Here is a 17,411-nt window from a genome sequence, read left to right on the forward strand (position 1 = left end):
GCACCATTGGTGAGTTTTAGTTTCTCCATACAGGGACAGTATCTTGAACGAACAGAGAAAATATTGTCCTGGCCGGGTGCCTGCTGGCGGACCCAAGGCATAGCGGATTACCTAACATACTGAAATTGCAAGTCTAATGTTTTTCACAAGATCACAAAGAAGTAAAAAACACGATTTTCAGATTCTTACGGCAGAGACAGCAATTGACCATTCCCAAAGGGAAAATTGAAGCGAGGCGAACACATATTACCTATCAGTAGTAACCAGTAGTAACATATATGATCTTTCAATACAAGGTATCAGCCAGGCTGAATTCGGTGTGCAATACAGGTCCCAGGACGGCACGAAAAATTTTACGCGCGGCAAAGCATGGAGGACAGTGAGCCTCCGATGAAGCATCTCATTTTGAAAACCACCCAAAATGATCATTCCGTTTCTTGCTGGGCTTCCTGTTGAAGAAAATAATATGCCGCCGCGCAATCCAAGCGGAACAACCTCGCCACCCAGCTTGCCTACGACGCCGGATTGATGCCGGTAAATTGACTGACGAATTGAAGGTAACTGGTGCCGCCGACTGTCCTGCGCTGAATGGATCGGTATACGGCAGCCAATATCTTAACCACTTCATCGGAGTGTAGCTGAGAAAATGTCTTACCGGTATTTTGTGAAAACAAACGAAAACCTTCTTCCAACGCAGGCGAGTCTACCTGTGGCGCTTCGTCGTTGAAATGATACCTGTCGATCATCAGTTCAACCAACCGTGCTACCGTCCTGTCGTTCACATTGTGCGGGTCGTCCGCCCATACGCGGCAGAGGGTGGACTCAATCACATTGGCGATATCCTCCAGCTCGGGATTGTCCGCCATTTCCTGGGTCGTGAAATGCGGCACACTCCGATAATTACGGGTTGCAGCTGCTGATTTGAAGAAAGAGCATCCCGCACATTTTTCCTCTGAACGGGACCCACCGCAACACAGACTGCAGATAAAGGTTTCGATCGCTTTACATTTTCGTTTCCCTTTGCGGGAATTACAGATGGTACATTTTGCCATAATAATTACCTCATCCAAATGAGCTGTTTATTATTTCACCAGACTGTGTTTGTCATACTATCCAGCCTACAGCTTCGCCAATTTTCTGATTCCGGCAGAAGGACATTGAAACTCATCGAGCAATTGGTTTCCACACTCAAGAAAGGCGCTATAGCTCGAGAACCAGTCACCTTGTCAGAGAAATTGCTGGTCAGTCTCCTCAGTTCCATCACTGGATTGCTCAAACTGGGCTAATCCCTTAATGGCCAGAATATCCGGTGCTTGCAAGGGTTGTTCTTCTCGATTCAGCTCTTTTACATCTTTTACCGTCTCAAGTTCATTGGTGACGGCTGTCCCCTTACCTCTTGAGAAGTCGAGGCAATGCCACGGTTGACCGCTGCTGTCGCGCCTGTATTTAAGAATTTCCCGTTCGACAATCGCCTTCCCCTGTTTCTCATTGATCTGGAGGAAATAGGTAGTGAGCGGACTCTCTTTCCCAGCACGGAATTTCAGCTCGATTACAATCGGCCCTTTGGAATTCCTGCTGCGCACTTCTCTGAAGCCACGGCTTCCACCCAGTTTTGCCAAGGCCACATTGACATTGCTGGTCATCGCATCACCCAGAAACCCGAAGACCTGAAAAATGGTTGATTTACCCGTGCCGTTTGCGCCAAAGATAACACAAAAATCGGGCAAATCGACAAATTCAGCATCTTGAATGACTTGAAAATTTCAATCGTATCGATTCAATTTTCATCTTTCACCTTATTATTCCATATCCTGCCTATCGAAGAACGAAAGTTGTCACCAATCATCTGTTCATGAATTCTTCCAATGGAGACTATGACTACAATTTACCGTTATTACTGCGGTTATCTATTATCTCTAAACTTCAATCCTTCAAGTTCGAAACGTTTCAGAAGATTCACCCGGTAAATTGATTGTTTTTCCGACGGAATTCTCTCCGGTATCGCAGCCGCTGTTGCAAGAATTCCCATGTCTTTCCATTTCACAGCGCATTCTGCTTTGTTTTCCTCCCTTCCTGTCACTCAATGAATGATAGAAGATACCCTTTATCCCTTGAAAACCATCTCCCAGTGATAGGAAAGATACTGGCGATGCGGTAACATATCCGCTCTTTGTGGTAGAATTAACCGTCGGTCTTCATTTAATATTCGCAGTACCATGTCTGGCAACCTGTTTTTGGCGATGAGGATGAATAAATCGTCGTCCACCGAAACAAGGCCCCGGTCAAACATCCAATGAACTGTGGCGGACAGGGCCAGACCGTTTCTCACTTAATCAGGGCCATTGTCAGCGACAGGCCGGATGTGGGCCGCCGGGGCCTGCAAAAAGATCGATAACCGATATCCTGCTGTCAATGTCACTTCTCATGTCTTCTTCACAAACTGTCGCCCCTTTTCCGTTGGCCTGTATTTCTACAGGGGGCTGTCAGGTTTTCTGGGTTTTCCTTTTGCAAAATGTACTTGATTGTATTCGTTTTTAGCAGTTGCTGGCACAATCAGTCAAGGAATGTTATTGCCAGGATCCACCAGAATAGATGGTGAGGAGTGTAGAGCGGACAGAACAAACAGAGACAGCGTCTATAAGCTGTCCGACCAGGGAGGGGAGAAAAGAGGACCTACCGGAAAGAATCACGGCCTCCCATAGACGCCATGGGCCACAGAGCTGATCCGGCCCTGTTGCCTGAGCCTGCTGGTAATGGCGTAAATTCTGGTGCGCGGAAAACCGGTTGCTTCTTCCAGCATGGCCACGGTAACGCCATTCGGATGCTGGCCGACGATTTCCTCGATCAAGGCGGTGGCGGAGCGGGCTGTTTTTATCGTCGCCGTCTGCGCTGTCAGAGAAGCAGGTACATCCTTTTTTTTGCGGCGCGGCCCTTTAGGCTTTGCAGCCTCGGCGGTGGAAGCAAAATCCGGTTGTATATCCATATCAATGCCAAAGAGGTCCGAGAGGTCAGCATCGCCAAGCACCCTGGAACTTTTTTTACTCGCCCTGACCAGCAAGTCGCCTGTTTTTTCCTGGACGGCCCGCGCCACCAGCTCTTCTGTATCGGCCTGGCGCAGGGTGAAAAACAGCAGCGGGTCCTCATCGAGCCGGGCTCCGACGCCATAAAGAGTGGCCGCCACATGTTTGCACATCGAAGCCCAGTCAGGGCAGGAGCAGTCAAAGCTGATCTCTCCCGGCGTCGGGAACAATCCCTTGCCTTCGGCCAGAAAGATCTCGCCCAGTTCCTTGGGAAATCTGCCGGCGACAAGGTCAGTCAACGAACGCAGCTCGCCCTGGCACTGTTTCCTGATCTGGTCCCAGTTGGCCTTTTTCACCGGCGCAATGTTGACAACCACCTCATAGGGTTTAGCTCTCGTTCCCTGGACCAGGGCGGTCACCCTGCCACCCTTTATTTTGAGGTCCAATACGGCGCCATGGCGCACATAGCTCTTGCCCCGGCCGATGCGGTTACTGTAATCGGCATAACGTTCAAGGTTCCTGTTCCAGGACTTGCCCCACCAGGTACGCGCCAGTGTGCTGCCTTCGATACTAACCGGCTCAATGGACGGCATTTTCTTTTTGAGCTGTTTCAGTTTTTTCTCCGCCTTGGCCTTTTTCTCGGCAACCGTGACATATTTTGGATATCCCCAAAAACTCATGCCGTCGTTCCTTATATGTGCAATGTAAACAACTCAAACAACTCCTCGTTACTCATCTCAGTAAGCCACTTTTCACCCGAAGCGGCAACCACCTCATCCGAAAGTTTTGCCTTCTCGACCAGCATCCGGTCAATTTTTTCCTCAATGGTACCCTGGGTCAAAAATTTATGGACCATGACATTTTTCTTCTGGCCGATGCGGAAGGCCCGGTCGGTGGCCTGATTCTCCACCGCCGGGTTCCACCACCGGTCGAAGTGGATCACATGGCTGGCTGCGGTAAGATTCAAGCCAACGCCGCCTGCTTTGAGGGATAATACAAAAAAAGGCACATACTCGCGACCTTGAAATTTCTCGACCAGCACTTTTCGTTGGCCGACCGGCACACTGCCATGCAGGACGAGACCTTCGCGGTTGAAAATGGTGGCCAGGAACCGAGAAAGCGGCCCGGTCATCTCCTTGAACTGGGTAAAAACCAGTACCCGTTCCCGCTTTTCATGGATGGTTTCACAGATTTCGCGCAGCCGCTTAAACTTACCGCTTTCCTGTTCCTTGAAACTGTCCAGCCCCAGATACTGGGACGGGTGGTTGCAGAGCTGTTTGAACTTGATGAGCGCTGACAGGATAAGCCCTTTTCGCTGGATGCCTTCCGTATGTTCCAAAGCCTCCCGGATGCTGGCAACCACCTCACCGTAGAGGACGACCTGCTTTTTGCTCATGGCAGCCCAGGTTTTCATTTCCACCTTGTCCGGCAGGTCGGAGATGATCGACTTGTCGGTCTTCAAACGGCGGAGAATAAAAGGACTGACCACCCGGCGCAACCCAGCGTAACCATCTGGATGCCTTCCGAGCCGTTTCGTGAATTCTCCAAACTCTTTTGCATTGCCAAGCAGGCCGGGGTTGATAAAGTCAAACAGGCTCCAGAGGTCGGACAATCGGTTTTCCACCGGGGTACCGGTCATAATGATCCGGTTAGCGGCGACAAGACTTTTTACCGCCTTAGTCTGCTTGGTGCCGGGATTTTTGATGGCCTGGGCCTCATCAAGGATGACATAGCTCCAGGTATAATCATGAAGCCATTCATACCTCTGGGCCAAAGCGTAGGTGGTGATGACCAGATCCAGACCGTCAATCTTTTCTTTCGGGAGCATCGGAACCGTTTTCGGCTTATGAAAACCTGGATGGGCGATAAAAAAGGAGAGCCTGGGGGCAAAATTTTGAATTTCCGCGGACCAGTTGGCAAGCAGAGAGGCGGGAATGACCAGAAGCGAAGCCGCCTTCTTTTGGGCTTTTCCGGCCTCGGTTTTAAGAACGTCGAGAAAGGCCAGTATCTGCACGGTCTTGCCAAGGCCCATGTCATCGGCAAGACAGGCGCCGAGCCTCATTCTGTGCAGAGAACAAAGCCAGTTGAGACCATCCTGCTGATAATGCCGCAGCCTGGCAGCAAAGGCCCGGCTGGTTTTGACCCTGGCGATGGACTCGGGTCGCTGCAGTTGCCCGAATACGGTGCGCAGCCACTCACCATGGGAGACCCCGGCTATATCGGCAGCCGCATCGCCAAGTAACTTCTGGGAATTCGCTGAAAGTCGCAACGCATCGAGAAGAGTAATTCCCTCTTCGGCATGCAACTTCGAGGCTTTTTCAAAGGCCTCCAGAGTCTGCCGCAGTTTTTCCGGATCGACGGCCACCCATTTGTTTTTCAGAAAGGCCAGCCCCTCCGATTCACGCAGCAGCCGACGGACCTCGTCTTCCGAGATTTCCGTGTCCCCGATCATCAGCCGGGGGGAGAAGTCGAGTAGAGCATCCATGCCGACCGTGGATGGCGGCTTTTCGCCGATGCTGACCTGCATAGTGACGGCGCCTGTCTTTTTCTTCCACCAGTTGGGGATACGGCAGAGAATACCCGCCTCTTCGTAGATCGGGATCTCCTGCAGAAAGACATACGCCTCTCTGGACGACCAGGCTAACGGGTAAAACAACTCGCCGTTGTCGCGCAGGTTTGCCACCAATGCACTTCTCCGGGCTGCTTCATCAACGGTGACCAATAGCCTGAGTAGTTTTTCGTTGTCGTCTTTGTACTCCTCCAGAGCGTATTTCAGAGGCAGATGTCTGGACTCACCTGCTTCATTCAAGCGGGTTGAATAGGTGGCGAGAAAAGCAAACGGAGATTCATGATCCTTGTTTTCGACGAGGTGAAAGTAAATGCGGCCAGCAAGATGGACATCCGGGCTGTACTCTCTGAGGAAATCAGCGACCGTTCCCGCATAAGCATCCATTTTTCGGCAAAAGGTCACGTGCAGTCCTGCCCACAAGATCGCGAGCGTTTCCGCAGTGAGGTATTCTCCGCCGGTCATCAGCGGTGCGGACTCAAGCAGTCGTCCGCGTTCTTCATCAGTAAAGGGGATAACTACCTTGGCGCGCAGTTCCTCAAGATTCGGAGTGAGTTTGAGTTTCCTGATGAACAGAGCGGAGAATGTGCGCCAGAAAGCAAGCGATGGCGACAGAGGAATATTTTCCGCACAAAATCCCAGAAAAAAGAACCATCCATCCGGGTCCTGGGTGAAACGAACAAATACATCATCCTGCATCACCTGGCCTGAATGTTGGGGTCCATCGGCAGGAGGCAAAGACCACTCAAGCTGAATGGAACAATCAGGCATCAATATCGCGACAAGTTCGGTTCTGTGCTGCTTCATCGTTTATCGTGTCCCCAAAACCGAGGCAGGTGAACCAGCTTGATATTCTGCAAGCTTTCCCTCCTTTCGGAGTATCTTCCCTGTCACGCGATTTTCTTTGAGCAAGTCAAGATAGTCCGCCAAAGCCTACGGATTTTATCATATCACGATGAATTATGCCGGACAACGCAAAAAGAAAAAGGCCTGATTTCTCAGGCCTTTTAGAACAGTATCGGACGATACTGGAGTGTGTAATGGTGGCGATGCAGGGAATTGAACCCCGGACACTACGGATATGAGCCGTATGCTCTAACCATCTGAGCTACATCGCCATTGGATAAGGCGCACAAAACTACCTTATTGTTTCATCTCTGTCAATATTTTTCAAACAAATCAATTAATATTGTCTGCAGTTGCCGCGAACAAGGCCCAATATGCTCATTCCGCCAAGCCAATAAAAAAAAGATCCGCAAACCTATTGGGTTGCGGATCTAAAAGATGGTGCCGAAGGTCGGAGTCGAACCGACACGGGTCTCCCCACACGCCCCTCAAGCGTGCGCGTCTACCAATTCCACCACTCCGGCACTCATTTATTGTTTCTTTGTCGTTTCTTTCGTTGTCTCGGTTGCAGCTTTTTCTTTCTCCGCAGGTTTATCCATCACCTTATCTTCTTTGGCCAAAGGCTGCGCAACCTCGGTTTTCGCTGCAGGCTTACCGACATTTAAATCGCTCATCACGGAAGAGGTACTACTTTGCGATGAAATATACGCTAATGTCACGGAAGTCAACATAAAAATGATTGCCGCTGCAGTTGTTATCTTATTCAGAAGAGGCAAGGGACCTTCCGTGCCAAAGAGGGACTGGCTTGACCCACCAAATGTAGCACCGATATCTGCGCCTTTACCATGCTGGAGCAAGACTATGCCAACCAGAAAGAGGCAGACAACAACGTGTACAATTGTAAGTAAAGTATCCATGCAATAACAGAGTTAAAGTTTATTTAAAATTAATGATGCGCCCGAATGATTTTGCATCAAGAGCAGCACCACCTACCAACGCGCCATCTATATCCGCCTGGGCCATAAGTTCATCAACGTTGGTTGGCTTAACCGAGCCACCATACACTATCCGCGTTTGCTCGGCAATGTTTTTCTCAAAAATTTGTTCAAGTATTCCTCTGATGAACGCATGGGCCTCCTGCGCCTGCTCTTTACTGGCCGTTTTTCCGGTTCCTATTGCCCAAACCGGCTCATAGGCGATAACCACCTGAGCCATATCTGCGGCACTCACCCCGTCCAACCCTTTCCTTAATTGCTCTTCCAGAATGGCAAAGGTTCGCCCGTCCTCTCTTTCAGCCAAGGTCTCACCAATACAGAGAATCATCTGCAAACCGAAAAAAAGACCGCCTTTTAGGCGCTTATTGATCAGAGCATCAGTTTCGCCAAAGATCTGGCGGCGCTCAGAGTGTCCGGCAAGAGCCGCCCTGCCCCCTGCATCTTTCACCATAACTGGCGAGATCTCACCGGTAAATGCACCTCGATCCTCCCAGCAGACATTCTGGCATCCGACGACGATCGGGCCGTCTTTTACGATATGACAGACCTCACTCAAGATGGTCGCCGGAGGAAAAACCATTACATCCCGGTCAGTAAGATCAGAACACAGCCGCGAGATATCTGCCGCCAAATGGCAGCCCTCGATAACGGTGTTATGCATTTTCCAGTTACCGGCTATTAACGCTTTTCTTTTTCCCATCTGTCTCTCCAGATAATTATGAGTTTCACTAGCCAAGGGCAGCCACGCCCGGCAGAATTTTCCCTTCCATCAGTTCAAGAAAGGCCCCGCCACCAGTAGACATATAAGAAATATTTTTTTCTTCGCCGGATTTTTTTACCGCCGCATTGGAATCACCACCACCAACAATCGACAGCGCATGGGCCGAGGCCACGCATTGACACATCGCCATCGTGCCCCTGGCGAAGGCATCTATTTCAAATGCGCCCATCGGGCCGTTCCAGATAATAGTTTTCGCATCCAGAAGAGCTTCCTGAAACAATATTACCGACGCAGGACCGATATCAAGGGCCATCCAGCCGGAAGGAATATCTCTGAATGTGACATTTTTCGTTACCGCATCGGCTGCAAACCTGTCAGCAACCACAAAATCAACCGGGAAATAAAGCTTCAACCCTTTTGCTTCTGCGGCCTTCACAAACTGCCTGGCATTGTCGAGTAAATCGTCTTCAACCTTGGAAGCCCCGACATCAAAGCCCATGCCTTTTAAAAAGGTATTGGCCATTGCTCCGCCGATAATCATCCGATCGACCTTGCCCAGCATGTTCTGCAGCGCGCCTAATTTGGAGGAAACCTTAGCTCCGCCGATAACTGCAACCAACGGCCTTGTCGGTTCATCCATTGATTTATGGAAATAATCCAACTCCGTCTGCAGCAGGAACCCCGCGGCCTTTTCGGCCACCCGTTCGACTACGCCGACCACCGAGGCATGGGCGCGATGAGAAACGGCAAATGCATCATTGACATAGACATCGGCAAGCCGGGCCAGCTGCCCGGAGAAGGTCGGGTCATTTTCCGTTTCGCCCGCATAAAACCGCAGATTTTCCAAAAGGACAATCTCACCGTCTGCCATCTTTTGCACCATCTTTTCAACTTCTTCGCCGATACAGTCAGGAGCCAGAGTCACTTTTACGCCAAGGAGCGACTCAAGATGCAGGGCCACCGGGGCCAGACTGAAATCTTCGACCCGCTTACCTTTCGGTCGTCCCATATGCGAGCATATAACCAATCGACCCTTTGCCTGCAGGATATGGCGGATAGTTGGCAGTACCATACGAATCCGGATGTCATCGGTGATTTGCCTGTGCTCATCCATCGGTACATTGAAATCAGCGCGAAGCAACACACGCTTTCCCTGTAAATGAAGATCCCTAACAGATTTCATTGCACACCTCTCTCCACGATTGAATTTTTTAGTACCTTAGAAATGTTTTCCTGGAGTCCCTGCCTATGACCCATCTAACGGGATGAGACTTACGAAGACAGATTCTTTTTAAGAATCATTGCACTGTCAGGTGGATCGGTATAGTACCCCGGTCTCGATCCAACGTGCAGGAATTTATGTTTATCATAAAACTTCAAGGCAATACCATTACTGGATCGAACTTCCAGGAAAAGGCTGCTGATTTCTTTTTTTTGTAACGCATCCACAAGATTTTCAACCAGCAAACAACCAATACCTCGCTGCCTGTCGATTTCTTTAACTGCTATTTTTAACAGCTCGGCCTCAGGCCATATGACCCTGCAGGCACACCAGCCCATAATTTGTCCATCTGGCGCCTCAGCTACAATCTGAATTGCTTCAGCTATCTCCAACTCCTGGGCAATGGATTCAGCCGACCATGGCGAAAGTGTTTCCCGTTCAATTGCCGAAACTTCTCCAAGGTCAGCTTTGACCATCGATCGTACTGTAATCAATTTTTCTTAAAACATCCCCTCGCTGATCTGTACGGTCAGATCGCCGAGCATATTGGTATAACTCCCCAGCTCGTTGTCGTACCAGCCATAGACAACGGCCTGGGTTACCGGCACGTTGAGGATAGGATCAGCACCGGCCGCCAGACTTTCCGCCTTGACCTTGGCAAGGTTGACCTGAATATTGGCGGTCCGGGTATGCGTCTCCTTCCCTTCAATCACCGCAGCTGCCGCCGGGGAACCGAGGATGTCCGACGATACGTTTTGATTTTCAGAAAAGAGCAGGTAATTGTTATGCGTTGCGTACTCTTTATATATGTTATTTATGTCATTGCGTTTTATCGGACTCTCGAGATCATCCTGCAGATTAAGCACTAAAATTATCAGTGAGCCTGAGGAAGTAGGGATACGCACCGATTCGGCCATGAATCCGATGGATGCCATTTCCGGGATCACCAGCGAAAGCGCCTTGGCAGCACCGGTAGTGGTCAGAATAATGTTGTTCAGAATAGAGCGGTTTTTCCTTAAATCAACGGCCCCGGCTTTGGGCAGTCGATCGAGTACCTGCTGACTTCCCGTTGCGGCATGGACGGTTACCATCGAGGCACTGAGAATTTTATCCGCCCCGATTTTTTCCATGAGCGGCTTAATCATATAGGAGAGACAGGTCGTCGTACAGGAAGCCGCAGAGATGAGAGAGTGTTTGCCGGGATTATACATTTCTTCATTAATGCCCATTATCGTGGTAATGGCATCGTTCGGCATATCCAATCCCTTGGACTTAATTTTAAAGGGAGCAGAAAGAATCACTTTCTCCGCGCCAGCCTGCATATGTCCCCGGAGGGCACCTTTTGCGGCATCGGCATCGGCAGTGGGATCGGTAAAAACACCCGTAGTATCGACTACCAGCCGGACCCCCTGGTCCTGCCAGGCAATTTCGGCCGGATTACGGGTGGCACGCAAAATAGTGACCGGAACCCCGTTGACCAGCATTGTCCCTTTTTCTTCATTTAATTCTTCGATGACCCGAGGGCATTTATGACCATGCAAATAGCTCCCCAAGCGGCCATAGGTAGAATCTCTTTCAAGCATCGCGGCAAGATCCTCCAGCCCACATCCGACTTCCCGACCTATATTGGCGACAATTCCTGAAAAATGTTTTCGTGAAACGTGGTGCCAGATTGAAAGTTTTCCAATTCTTCCCAAGCCGTTGATGCCTAATTTCATAGCTATGCCTCCTCTATCTTAGTAGATTGGAACCCCAAGTACCTTCTCTTTACAACGACGCGTTCTCTACAAATATGTAGCACTAACGCTGCTGATACGCAACCTTAACATGTTATAAACCAAGCGAATTCCCATGCTATTTACTTCCCCTCTGGTGCAGGGCATCCTCATAAAAAGATATAAACGTTTCCTGGCGGATGTGCGCCTGGAGACCGGCGAAATCATCACGGCGCATTGCCCCAATACCGGCACCATGCTCTCCTGCTCGGCCCCGGACAGTCAGGTCTGTCTTTCCCGATCGGATAATCCAAAAAGAAAATACCCATTCACTCTGGAAATGGTTAAGGATAATTCAACATGGGTGGGCGTCAATACTGCACAGACCAATAAATTGGTGGCGGAGTCTCTGGCAAAAGGACGGATTGCCGAGTTTCAGGATATAAAAATGATCAGGACCGAAGTCAGGACCTCCGACCACACCCGGCTTGACCTGCAGGTAATGCATGGAGAGGATTCGACCTTTATTGAGGTAAAGAACTGCTCTCTGGCGGTTGACCGATGGGCCATGTTTCCCGATGCAGTGACAGTAAGAGGAACAAAACATCTCCATGAGCTTATACGACTGTCGCAGGAGGGACGAAAAACCTGCATTTTCTTTCTTGTTCAGCGTATGGACGCGGACCGTTTCCGCCCTGCCTCACACATAGATGCGACGTATGCGAGGGCGCTGCAGCAGGCGGCGGCTGCCGGAGTCATGGTTCTTGCCTATCAGGCCGAGGTCAATCCGCAGGAGATACGAGTGGTGCGCTCACTCCCCTGCTCCCTGCTGGCCACTCCACGCACCTTCAGTGGATCAGACTGCCCAGCCGACTGAACCTGATCGAGGTGAAACGATCGACAGACAGCAACGGTTTGTCAATATCCCACGACCAATACAGGATAAATGCTTTGCCAAGAACGTCCCGCTGATCAACAAAACCCCAGAACCGGCTGTCGTAGCTGTTGTCCCGGTTATCGCCCATCACGAAGAGATGATCATCGGGAACCAGAATCGGGCCGAGATTATCTCTCGGACTGGCTTTGGCGTCAAGGACGACATTTGAGCTGAAATGGGCATGACTGTTTTCAACTGGCTTGCCGTTTATTAAAACCTTCTTGTCTTTTATCTCAACTGTATCGCCAGGTGTACCGATAACTCTTTTAATATAATCGACAGAGCGGTCCTTGGGAAAACGAAACACCACGACATCACCATACTTCGGGTGCTTAATCGGCACGAGAATCTTCCCGGTGAAGGGCATTCTGACGCCATAGATAAATTTATTGACAAGCAGATGATCGCCGATCTGAAGGGTAGGCAACATCGATCCCGATGGTATTTTAAATGCCTGAACAACAAAAGTTCGGATAAAGAGCGCCAGGAGAATTGCGACACAGATCGCCTCAAAATATTCCCTGAAAATAGATTTATTTTTCCCTATTCTGGACAAAGTCAACCTCATTTGGATGGTTTATGAACGTAGTGCAAATTGCTACGCAAAACTACTTGAAATACAAACAAATTACAAGCCAGTTCGTATGGGTAGAAGAACAAAAACAAGCTGCCTGAAAAGCAACTCTATGGTAACCAGTTTGACACTCACGATCTCTTGAGAGCCTGTATTGTACAACAGATACAGCCTTAATCTCAAAGACTCATTTGCTCATCCTTCAATTAGGGTTATTTCGAAATTAACAAATGCTCTTTTACTTGACAAATTTTTTTTTCTGTGACCTAATGTCCTTATGTACACGAAAAGTATGTATTTTTAGCACAAGTTCGGCCGAATTTATTTTGCCGTTTATATCAATTTCTTCCTTTTTGTCTGCCATGAATTTGCCGTTTCTATCTCACAATGAACTGGTCGTTGGTCTTGACATCGGATCTCATGCCGTCAAGGTTTGTCAGCTGAAACAAACGTCAGGCGGCTATACGATTCTGACCCTCGGCAGCGCTGTTCTCCCGGAAGGCGCGGTTGAGGACGGGACTCTCAACGACCCTGAGATCGTCAGCAAAGCCATTGCCGGTCTTTTTCAAAACCTAAAGATCAAAAATAAAAAAGTTGGTTTCTCTATTTCAGGCTATTCGGTCATTGTTAAAAAGGTTAATTTAGCTGTTATGGAAGAAGCTCAGCTGGAAGAACATATAATGGCTGAGGCTGAACAGTACATCCCATTTGATATTGAAGATGTTTATCTGGATTTTCAGGACCTTAAGACAGGCCACCAGGATACCGACAGAACGGATGTCATGCTGGTCGCTGCCAAAAAAGAGATCGTCGACGACTATCTCGATATGCTCCACGGCCTCAATCTTAATCCGGTGATTGTCGATGTAGACGGGTTCGCGCTCGAGAACACCTATGAATACAACTATCAAAAAACCGAGAATGTGGCCTTAGTTGATATCGGTGCCTCGAAGATGAGCATCAATATCCTTTCCCAGGGAATATCGGTAGTAGCGAGGGATATAATTGTCGGCTCCAGACAATTAACCGAACAGATCCAAAATATATTTGATATTGAATTTGAGGAAGCTGAAGCCCTTAAACTAGGTTCCATACAAAGCGAAGAAAAACGGGAGGAGATTGAAGAAATTTTTTCAACGACCTGCACTCAGTGGATTCTTGAAATTAAAAAAGCCATAGACTTATACCATGCCAATCATCCTGATCAGCCGCTTAAGAAACTGATTTTAAGCGGTGGCGGAGCAAAAGTTTCCGGTCTGATAGAATATCTTGCCCAGGAAACCGAATTAAAAGTTGAGCTTTTCAATCCGTTTTTGAAGATGACGTCGAACAGTAACAAGATTGACCCCGATTACCTCGCTAATATTGGACCGGAGATGGCTATTGCTGCCGGGATAGCCCTCAGGCCCTCTGTTATATAATTATTTAAATTGTCAAGGGTTCAGTATGCTTAAAATCAACCTGCTGCCGGTTCGGCAACTTAAAAAAAGAGCCAAAGCAAGAAAACAGCTTTTTGGCATGTTCTTCTTGTTTCTCCTGGTTCTTGCTGTTTTAGGAATTACCGGGGCTCTGCAGGCAAACAAAATCAGTAACTATCAAGCAGACATAGCATCGCTGCAAAAGGAAAAGGACTCCTACACCCCGATTCTGCAGAAAATTGAAAAACTAAAAAAAGAGCGTGCAGAGCTGGTCAGGAGAACGGAAATAATACATAAACTGAAAACAGACTCTTCTCTGACGGTTCGGGTTCTTGATGAAGTGGCCAATCGCGTTGATAACCAGCGAATGTGGCTTGAATCCCTCCAGCAGCAGACATCGTCTTTACGGTTATCCGGCGTGGCACTCGACAACCAGACCATTGCCCAGTTTATGGACAACCTTAAAGAGTCTCCTTTTGTGCAGGATGTTACGCTGGCAAGTTCCTCCCTGAAGATAGTCTCAGGAAGAAACCTTAAAAGTTTTGAATTGAATTGCATTGTCGGTCAGCCGGAAAAACAGGCTCCTGCAGCTACAGACACGAAATAACGTTCGATAATACTTCCCCGATATGAGCGTATGAAAACGAACAACGCAGCACTTGCAACTTTTATTGACGAGAAATACATACCGCTTGCACCAAAAATAAAACTGGGCATTACGGTAGGCATAATTCTTATTCCGCTGATAATTTTCTATTTTGCATATTATCAGCAAAAAGCCGAAAAGATACAGAAGCTCAGTCAGCAGAAAACGTCGCTCACCCAGCAGGTCAGGGAAGTTAAAGCAAAAGCATCGAATCTTGCTAAATTTCAGAAAGAACTGGATGCGGCGGAGACTGAGTTTTTAACAATGTCAGTCCTGCTGCCTAAGGAGAGTGAAATCCCAAAACTTCTTAAAGATATTTCTGCATTAGGACGAAATGCCGGACTCGATTTCTTGACATTTAGGCCGCTTGCCGACATTCCTAAAGATTTTTATGCGGAAATTCCTGTGACGATCAATGTCAGAGGGCCATATCACAATATGGGCTACTTTTTTGATCAGGTCAGTAAACTTGCACGGATAGTCTCAGTCACCAATGTAAAAATGAGCTCTCCCAAAAAGGAAGCTGGAGAAATGCTGCTCAACTCGGATTGTCAACTGGTTACCTACCGTTTCACCAACGTTGAACTACCCAAACCACCCAAAAAGTGAACCCCATGATGTGTTTAATTGATCATCCACAATCCACCTTTTTATTAAGCGTTTTCAGAAGAAAAGTGCTCTGTGCTCTTTTATGTTCTGGCAGCCTGGTATGCACGCTGGCTCCCGCCTTTGCAACGGAAAACGCCGCGGCGACATCGCCTCCGGTTGTAGCGGCTGGAATTGATGCACGATTTGAATACCAATTGGAAAACAGAGCGGATCCTTTTGTTCCGTTTATTTCCGAAAAAGCCGCAACATCGTCTGTCGACATGAACGAAATTATCGAGGACAACGAACCCCTCACGGGGATGCAGCTTTTCGAACCTGGGCAGCTTACCCTGGTCGCAACACTCAGGAAAGATGCAGGCAGTGTCGCCATGGTTGAGGATTTTACCGGCAAGGGCTATGTCCTCCTTAAAGGTACGAAGATTGGCAGACGGGGTGTCGTCAAACAAATAGACCCGAATGCTGTAATTATTGAAGAGACTGCCGTAACACGAGCAGGAAAGGAACTCATCACGAAGGTTGTGATGACACTTAAGAAAGAGGGAGAAGAATAGAAAATGCTTAAATGGCTAGAAAAAATAAAACCGGCTGTTTTCATCGCATTTTGCATCTTGTTCGTATTTCAGACAGAGAGAGCACGGTCTGAAGCAGATGTTTCCTACGAAATAGCCGATATTGCAGTTTCAATGGCCGACAATACGGTCAGTTACACTATTACCGGCACATCGCCACCAGTATATAATGTAACTGAACGATTTGCGCCATTCCGGGTTGTCGTTGATGTGGCCGGAGCGTTTTACAGCAAGACTCTCTCTGCGGAAAAAGCACAACTTCCGAAAAATAATATTGCCACCGTCACAGTATCCGACGCTAAAGAACAGGTTCCACCGCATATGCGGTTTGAATTTACCTTGGCCGACAGCCATAATTACACGGTTGAGAAAGCAGGAAACGACCTGCTGATTAAGTTCTTCCCGGCAGCACAGACCAAAACCCCTGCGCAATCGGCAAGTACATCAACCGGGGAAGCAGCAAAGCCAATGGCTGCTGCACCTGCTGACAGTACTCTTGATAAGCTCATCGGTTCGTCGGAACAATTACTCAATCAGGTGCCAAACAAGAAAGTCACAGGAGCTGCCGCCAAAAAAATCTCAGCTCTAAAAGAAGACTTCTCTTTTTCCGGATACAAAAAACAGCGGATCAGTGTCGATTTCTATAAAATTGATATTCACAATGTCTTCCGTCTGTTCAGGCAGATAACCGACCTGAATATAATCGTCGATGAAGACGTAAAAGGGGTACTTACTCTTGCACTGACCGATGTGCCCTGGGATTTTGCGCTGGACATCATTCTCAACCTGATGGATCTGAAAAAAGAAGAACGTTTTAATACCATCGTCATCTACCCAAGCAAAAAAGCCTTTGTCTGGCCGACTCGTGCAGAAGACAATCTCGCTTTCGAGGCTGACATTAAAGTCATTGAACAGGAAGCGCTGGTTATTGAAAAAACGGCCACTCAGTCAGACGAGATCATGCAGGCTAAGGAGTTTATGGCCAAAGCCCAGAATCTTGAGGCAAAAAAAGAATTTGACCAGGCAGCCGCACTCTATGGTAAAGCTTTTGAGCTCTGGCCGGATAATGCCAAGATTACCAACCGGCTTGCGACCCTTTATCTGGTCAACCTTGGCATGAACGCCAAAGCCGTCTACTACGCCAAAGAAAGCTTAAAGCACGACCCCAAAAATACCAATGCAGCTCTGTATGCTGCAATCGGCTCTGCCAACATGCAGAGAATTCCTGAGGCGAAAGAATACTTCACGCAAAGCATCAGCAATTCACCACCGATGAAGGAAGCACTCCTGAGCTTTGCCGCATTCAGTGAAAATTACGGCCAAAACGAAGCGGCTCTCAAGCTGCTCGACAAATACCATTCCTATTACGGAGAGACCCTCGATACGATGGTGTCCAAAGCCAGAGTTTTAGATAAACTGACGAGATCGAAGGATGCTACCCGGCAGTATCGGGCGATACTCGCTTCCGGTTTTCCAATGCGTTCTGATCTGAAGCAATATATTGAAGGTCGCCTGGCTGCTAAAGATCTTAATTAAAAATACAGTGGAATCTGATTCTCTCTTAAAATTCTCA

General features: G+C 48.4%; 16 protein-coding genes, 2 tRNA genes and 1 pseudogene. 6 read left to right on the plus strand and 13 right to left on the minus strand.

What is annotated here, in order from left to right; genetic code table 11:
* Nucleotides 1-512 precede the first annotated feature (512 nt).
* The 12 genes and pseudogenes from FCL47_RS07400 to FCL47_RS07455 all read right to left on the minus strand — a co-directional run bounded on the left by FCL47_RS07400 (nucleotide 513) and on the right by FCL47_RS07455 (nucleotide 11,088).
* A complete protein-coding gene (locus FCL47_RS07400) occupies nucleotides 513-1,052 on the minus strand; it encodes a hypothetical protein (RefSeq protein WP_136812848.1) in 540 nt (179 codons plus the stop codon).
* Between the two features lie 216 nt (nucleotides 1,053-1,268).
* Nucleotides 1,269-1,788: pseudogene (locus FCL47_RS07405) on the minus strand (AAA family ATPase); the annotation flags it as partial.
* A gap of 316 nt (nucleotides 1,789-2,104) precedes the next feature.
* On the minus strand, nucleotides 2,105-2,329 hold the full coding sequence (locus tag FCL47_RS25590) for an HNH endonuclease (RefSeq protein WP_205747245.1): 225 nt from the start codon (nucleotides 2,327-2,329) through the stop codon (nucleotides 2,105-2,107).
* A gap of 357 nt (nucleotides 2,330-2,686) precedes the next feature.
* Nucleotides 2,687-3,700, minus strand: a complete 1,014-nt coding sequence (locus FCL47_RS07415) for a hypothetical protein (RefSeq protein ID WP_136812849.1) — start codon at nucleotides 3,698-3,700, stop codon at nucleotides 2,687-2,689.
* An 11-nt stretch (nucleotides 3,701-3,711) separates the two neighbouring features.
* On the minus strand, nucleotides 3,712-6,393 hold the full coding sequence (locus FCL47_RS07420) for a DEAD/DEAH box helicase (protein WP_136812850.1): 2,682 nt from the start codon (nucleotides 6,391-6,393) through the stop codon (nucleotides 3,712-3,714).
* Nucleotides 6,394-6,627: 234 nt separating this feature from the next.
* Nucleotides 6,628-6,704, minus strand: a tRNA-Met gene (locus FCL47_RS07425).
* A 167-nt stretch (nucleotides 6,705-6,871) separates the two neighbouring features.
* A tRNA-Leu gene (locus FCL47_RS07430) sits at nucleotides 6,872-6,956 on the minus strand.
* Between the two features lie 6 nt (nucleotides 6,957-6,962).
* Nucleotides 6,963-7,349: a preprotein translocase subunit SecG gene (gene secG / locus FCL47_RS07435; RefSeq protein ID WP_136812851.1), complete on the minus strand. Its 387-nt coding sequence runs from the start codon at nucleotides 7,347-7,349 to the stop codon at nucleotides 6,963-6,965.
* 19 nt (nucleotides 7,350-7,368) lie between these two features.
* Nucleotides 7,369-8,127, minus strand: a complete 759-nt coding sequence (gene tpiA, locus FCL47_RS07440; protein ID WP_136812852.1) for a triose-phosphate isomerase — start codon at nucleotides 8,125-8,127, stop codon at nucleotides 7,369-7,371.
* A gap of 28 nt (nucleotides 8,128-8,155) precedes the next feature.
* Nucleotides 8,156-9,331 carry a phosphoglycerate kinase gene (pgk, locus tag FCL47_RS07445; protein ID WP_136812853.1) on the minus strand — a complete coding sequence of 392 codons (1,176 nt, stop codon included), beginning with the start codon at nucleotides 9,329-9,331 and terminating at the stop codon, nucleotides 8,156-8,158.
* 89 nt (nucleotides 9,332-9,420) lie between these two features.
* Nucleotides 9,421-9,864 carry a ribosomal protein S18-alanine N-acetyltransferase gene (gene rimI, locus FCL47_RS07450; protein WP_136812854.1) on the minus strand — a complete coding sequence of 148 codons (444 nt, stop codon included), beginning with the start codon at nucleotides 9,862-9,864 and terminating at the stop codon, nucleotides 9,421-9,423.
* Nucleotides 9,865-9,870: 6 nt separating this feature from the next.
* Nucleotides 9,871-11,088, minus strand: coding sequence for a type I glyceraldehyde-3-phosphate dehydrogenase (locus tag FCL47_RS07455; RefSeq protein WP_136812855.1), 1,218 nt, complete (start codon nucleotides 11,086-11,088; stop codon nucleotides 9,871-9,873).
* A 133-nt stretch (nucleotides 11,089-11,221) separates the two neighbouring features.
* On the opposite strand from FCL47_RS07455, the gene sfsA reads away from it, so the two are divergent.
* Nucleotides 11,222-11,962 carry a DNA/RNA nuclease SfsA gene (sfsA, locus tag FCL47_RS07460; RefSeq protein ID WP_136812856.1) on the plus strand — a complete coding sequence of 247 codons (741 nt, stop codon included), beginning with the start codon at nucleotides 11,222-11,224 and terminating at the stop codon, nucleotides 11,960-11,962.
* Here the strand turns inward: sfsA and lepB are convergent.
* The gene (gene lepB / locus FCL47_RS07465) at nucleotides 11,934-12,569 is read right to left on the minus strand and encodes a signal peptidase I (RefSeq protein WP_240744177.1); all 636 of its coding nucleotides are present in this window, start codon (nucleotides 12,567-12,569) and stop codon (nucleotides 11,934-11,936) included. The genes sfsA and lepB overlap by 29 nt on opposite strands.
* Nucleotides 12,570-12,958: 389 nt before the next feature.
* Here lepB and pilM point away from each other — a divergent pair, with 389 nt between their 5' ends.
* The 5 genes from pilM to FCL47_RS07490 all read left to right on the plus strand — a co-directional run bounded on the left by pilM (nucleotide 12,959) and on the right by FCL47_RS07490 (nucleotide 17,374).
* Nucleotides 12,959-14,017 (plus strand): type IV pilus assembly protein PilM, encoded by a 1,059-nt coding sequence (gene pilM, locus FCL47_RS07470; protein ID WP_136812858.1) that lies wholly within the window; start codon nucleotides 12,959-12,961, stop codon nucleotides 14,015-14,017.
* Between the two features lie 25 nt (nucleotides 14,018-14,042).
* Complete coding sequence (locus FCL47_RS07475) at nucleotides 14,043-14,621, plus strand: PilN domain-containing protein (protein ID WP_136812859.1); 579 nt, start codon at nucleotides 14,043-14,045, stop codon at nucleotides 14,619-14,621.
* A gap of 30 nt (nucleotides 14,622-14,651) precedes the next feature.
* On the plus strand, nucleotides 14,652-15,269 hold the full coding sequence (locus tag FCL47_RS07480) for a type 4a pilus biogenesis protein PilO (protein ID WP_136812860.1): 618 nt from the start codon (nucleotides 14,652-14,654) through the stop codon (nucleotides 15,267-15,269).
* Between the two features lie 5 nt (nucleotides 15,270-15,274).
* Nucleotides 15,275-15,820, plus strand: a complete 546-nt coding sequence (locus FCL47_RS07485) for a pilus assembly protein PilP (RefSeq protein ID WP_136812861.1) — start codon at nucleotides 15,275-15,277, stop codon at nucleotides 15,818-15,820.
* A gap of 132 nt (nucleotides 15,821-15,952) precedes the next feature.
* Nucleotides 15,953-17,374 (plus strand): tetratricopeptide repeat protein, encoded by a 1,422-nt coding sequence (locus FCL47_RS07490; protein ID WP_167496407.1) that lies wholly within the window; start codon nucleotides 15,953-15,955, stop codon nucleotides 17,372-17,374.
* Nucleotides 17,375-17,411: the final 37 nt, after the last annotated feature.

Source organism: Desulfopila sp. IMCC35006, from assembly GCF_005116645.1.
Classification (GTDB): domain Bacteria; phylum Desulfobacterota; class Desulfobulbia; order Desulfobulbales; family Desulfocapsaceae; genus Desulforhopalus_A.

Coding starts and splice junctions, on each gene's coding strand:
- FCL47_RS07400 (WP_136812848.1), bottom strand. CDS start 1,052: ATGGCAAAATGTACCATCTGTAATTCCCGCAAAGGGAAACGAAAATGT.
- pilM (WP_136812858.1), top strand. CDS start 12,959: ATGAATTTGCCGTTTCTATCTCACAATGAACTGGTCGTTGGTCTTGAC.
- FCL47_RS07415 (WP_136812849.1), bottom strand. CDS start 3,700: ATGAGTTTTTGGGGATATCCAAAATATGTCACGGTTGCCGAGAAAAAG.
- FCL47_RS07485 (WP_136812861.1), top strand. CDS start 15,275: ATGATGTGTTTAATTGATCATCCACAATCCACCTTTTTATTAAGCGTT.
- FCL47_RS07480 (WP_136812860.1), top strand. CDS start 14,652: ATGAAAACGAACAACGCAGCACTTGCAACTTTTATTGACGAGAAATAC.
- tpiA (WP_136812852.1), bottom strand. CDS start 8,127: ATGGGAAAAAGAAAAGCGTTAATAGCCGGTAACTGGAAAATGCATAAC.
- FCL47_RS07420 (WP_136812850.1), bottom strand. CDS start 6,393: ATGAAGCAGCACAGAACCGAACTTGTCGCGATATTGATGCCTGATTGT.
- FCL47_RS07475 (WP_136812859.1), top strand. CDS start 14,043: ATGCTTAAAATCAACCTGCTGCCGGTTCGGCAACTTAAAAAAAGAGCC.
- pgk (WP_136812853.1), bottom strand. CDS start 9,331: ATGAAATCTGTTAGGGATCTTCATTTACAGGGAAAGCGTGTGTTGCTT.
- sfsA (WP_136812856.1), top strand. CDS start 11,222: ATGCTATTTACTTCCCCTCTGGTGCAGGGCATCCTCATAAAAAGATAT.
- secG (WP_136812851.1), bottom strand. CDS start 7,349: ATGGATACTTTACTTACAATTGTACACGTTGTTGTCTGCCTCTTTCTG.
- FCL47_RS07490 (WP_167496407.1), top strand. CDS start 15,953: ATGGCCGACAATACGGTCAGTTACACTATTACCGGCACATCGCCACCA.
- FCL47_RS07455 (WP_136812855.1), bottom strand. CDS start 11,088: ATGAAATTAGGCATCAACGGCTTGGGAAGAATTGGAAAACTTTCAATC.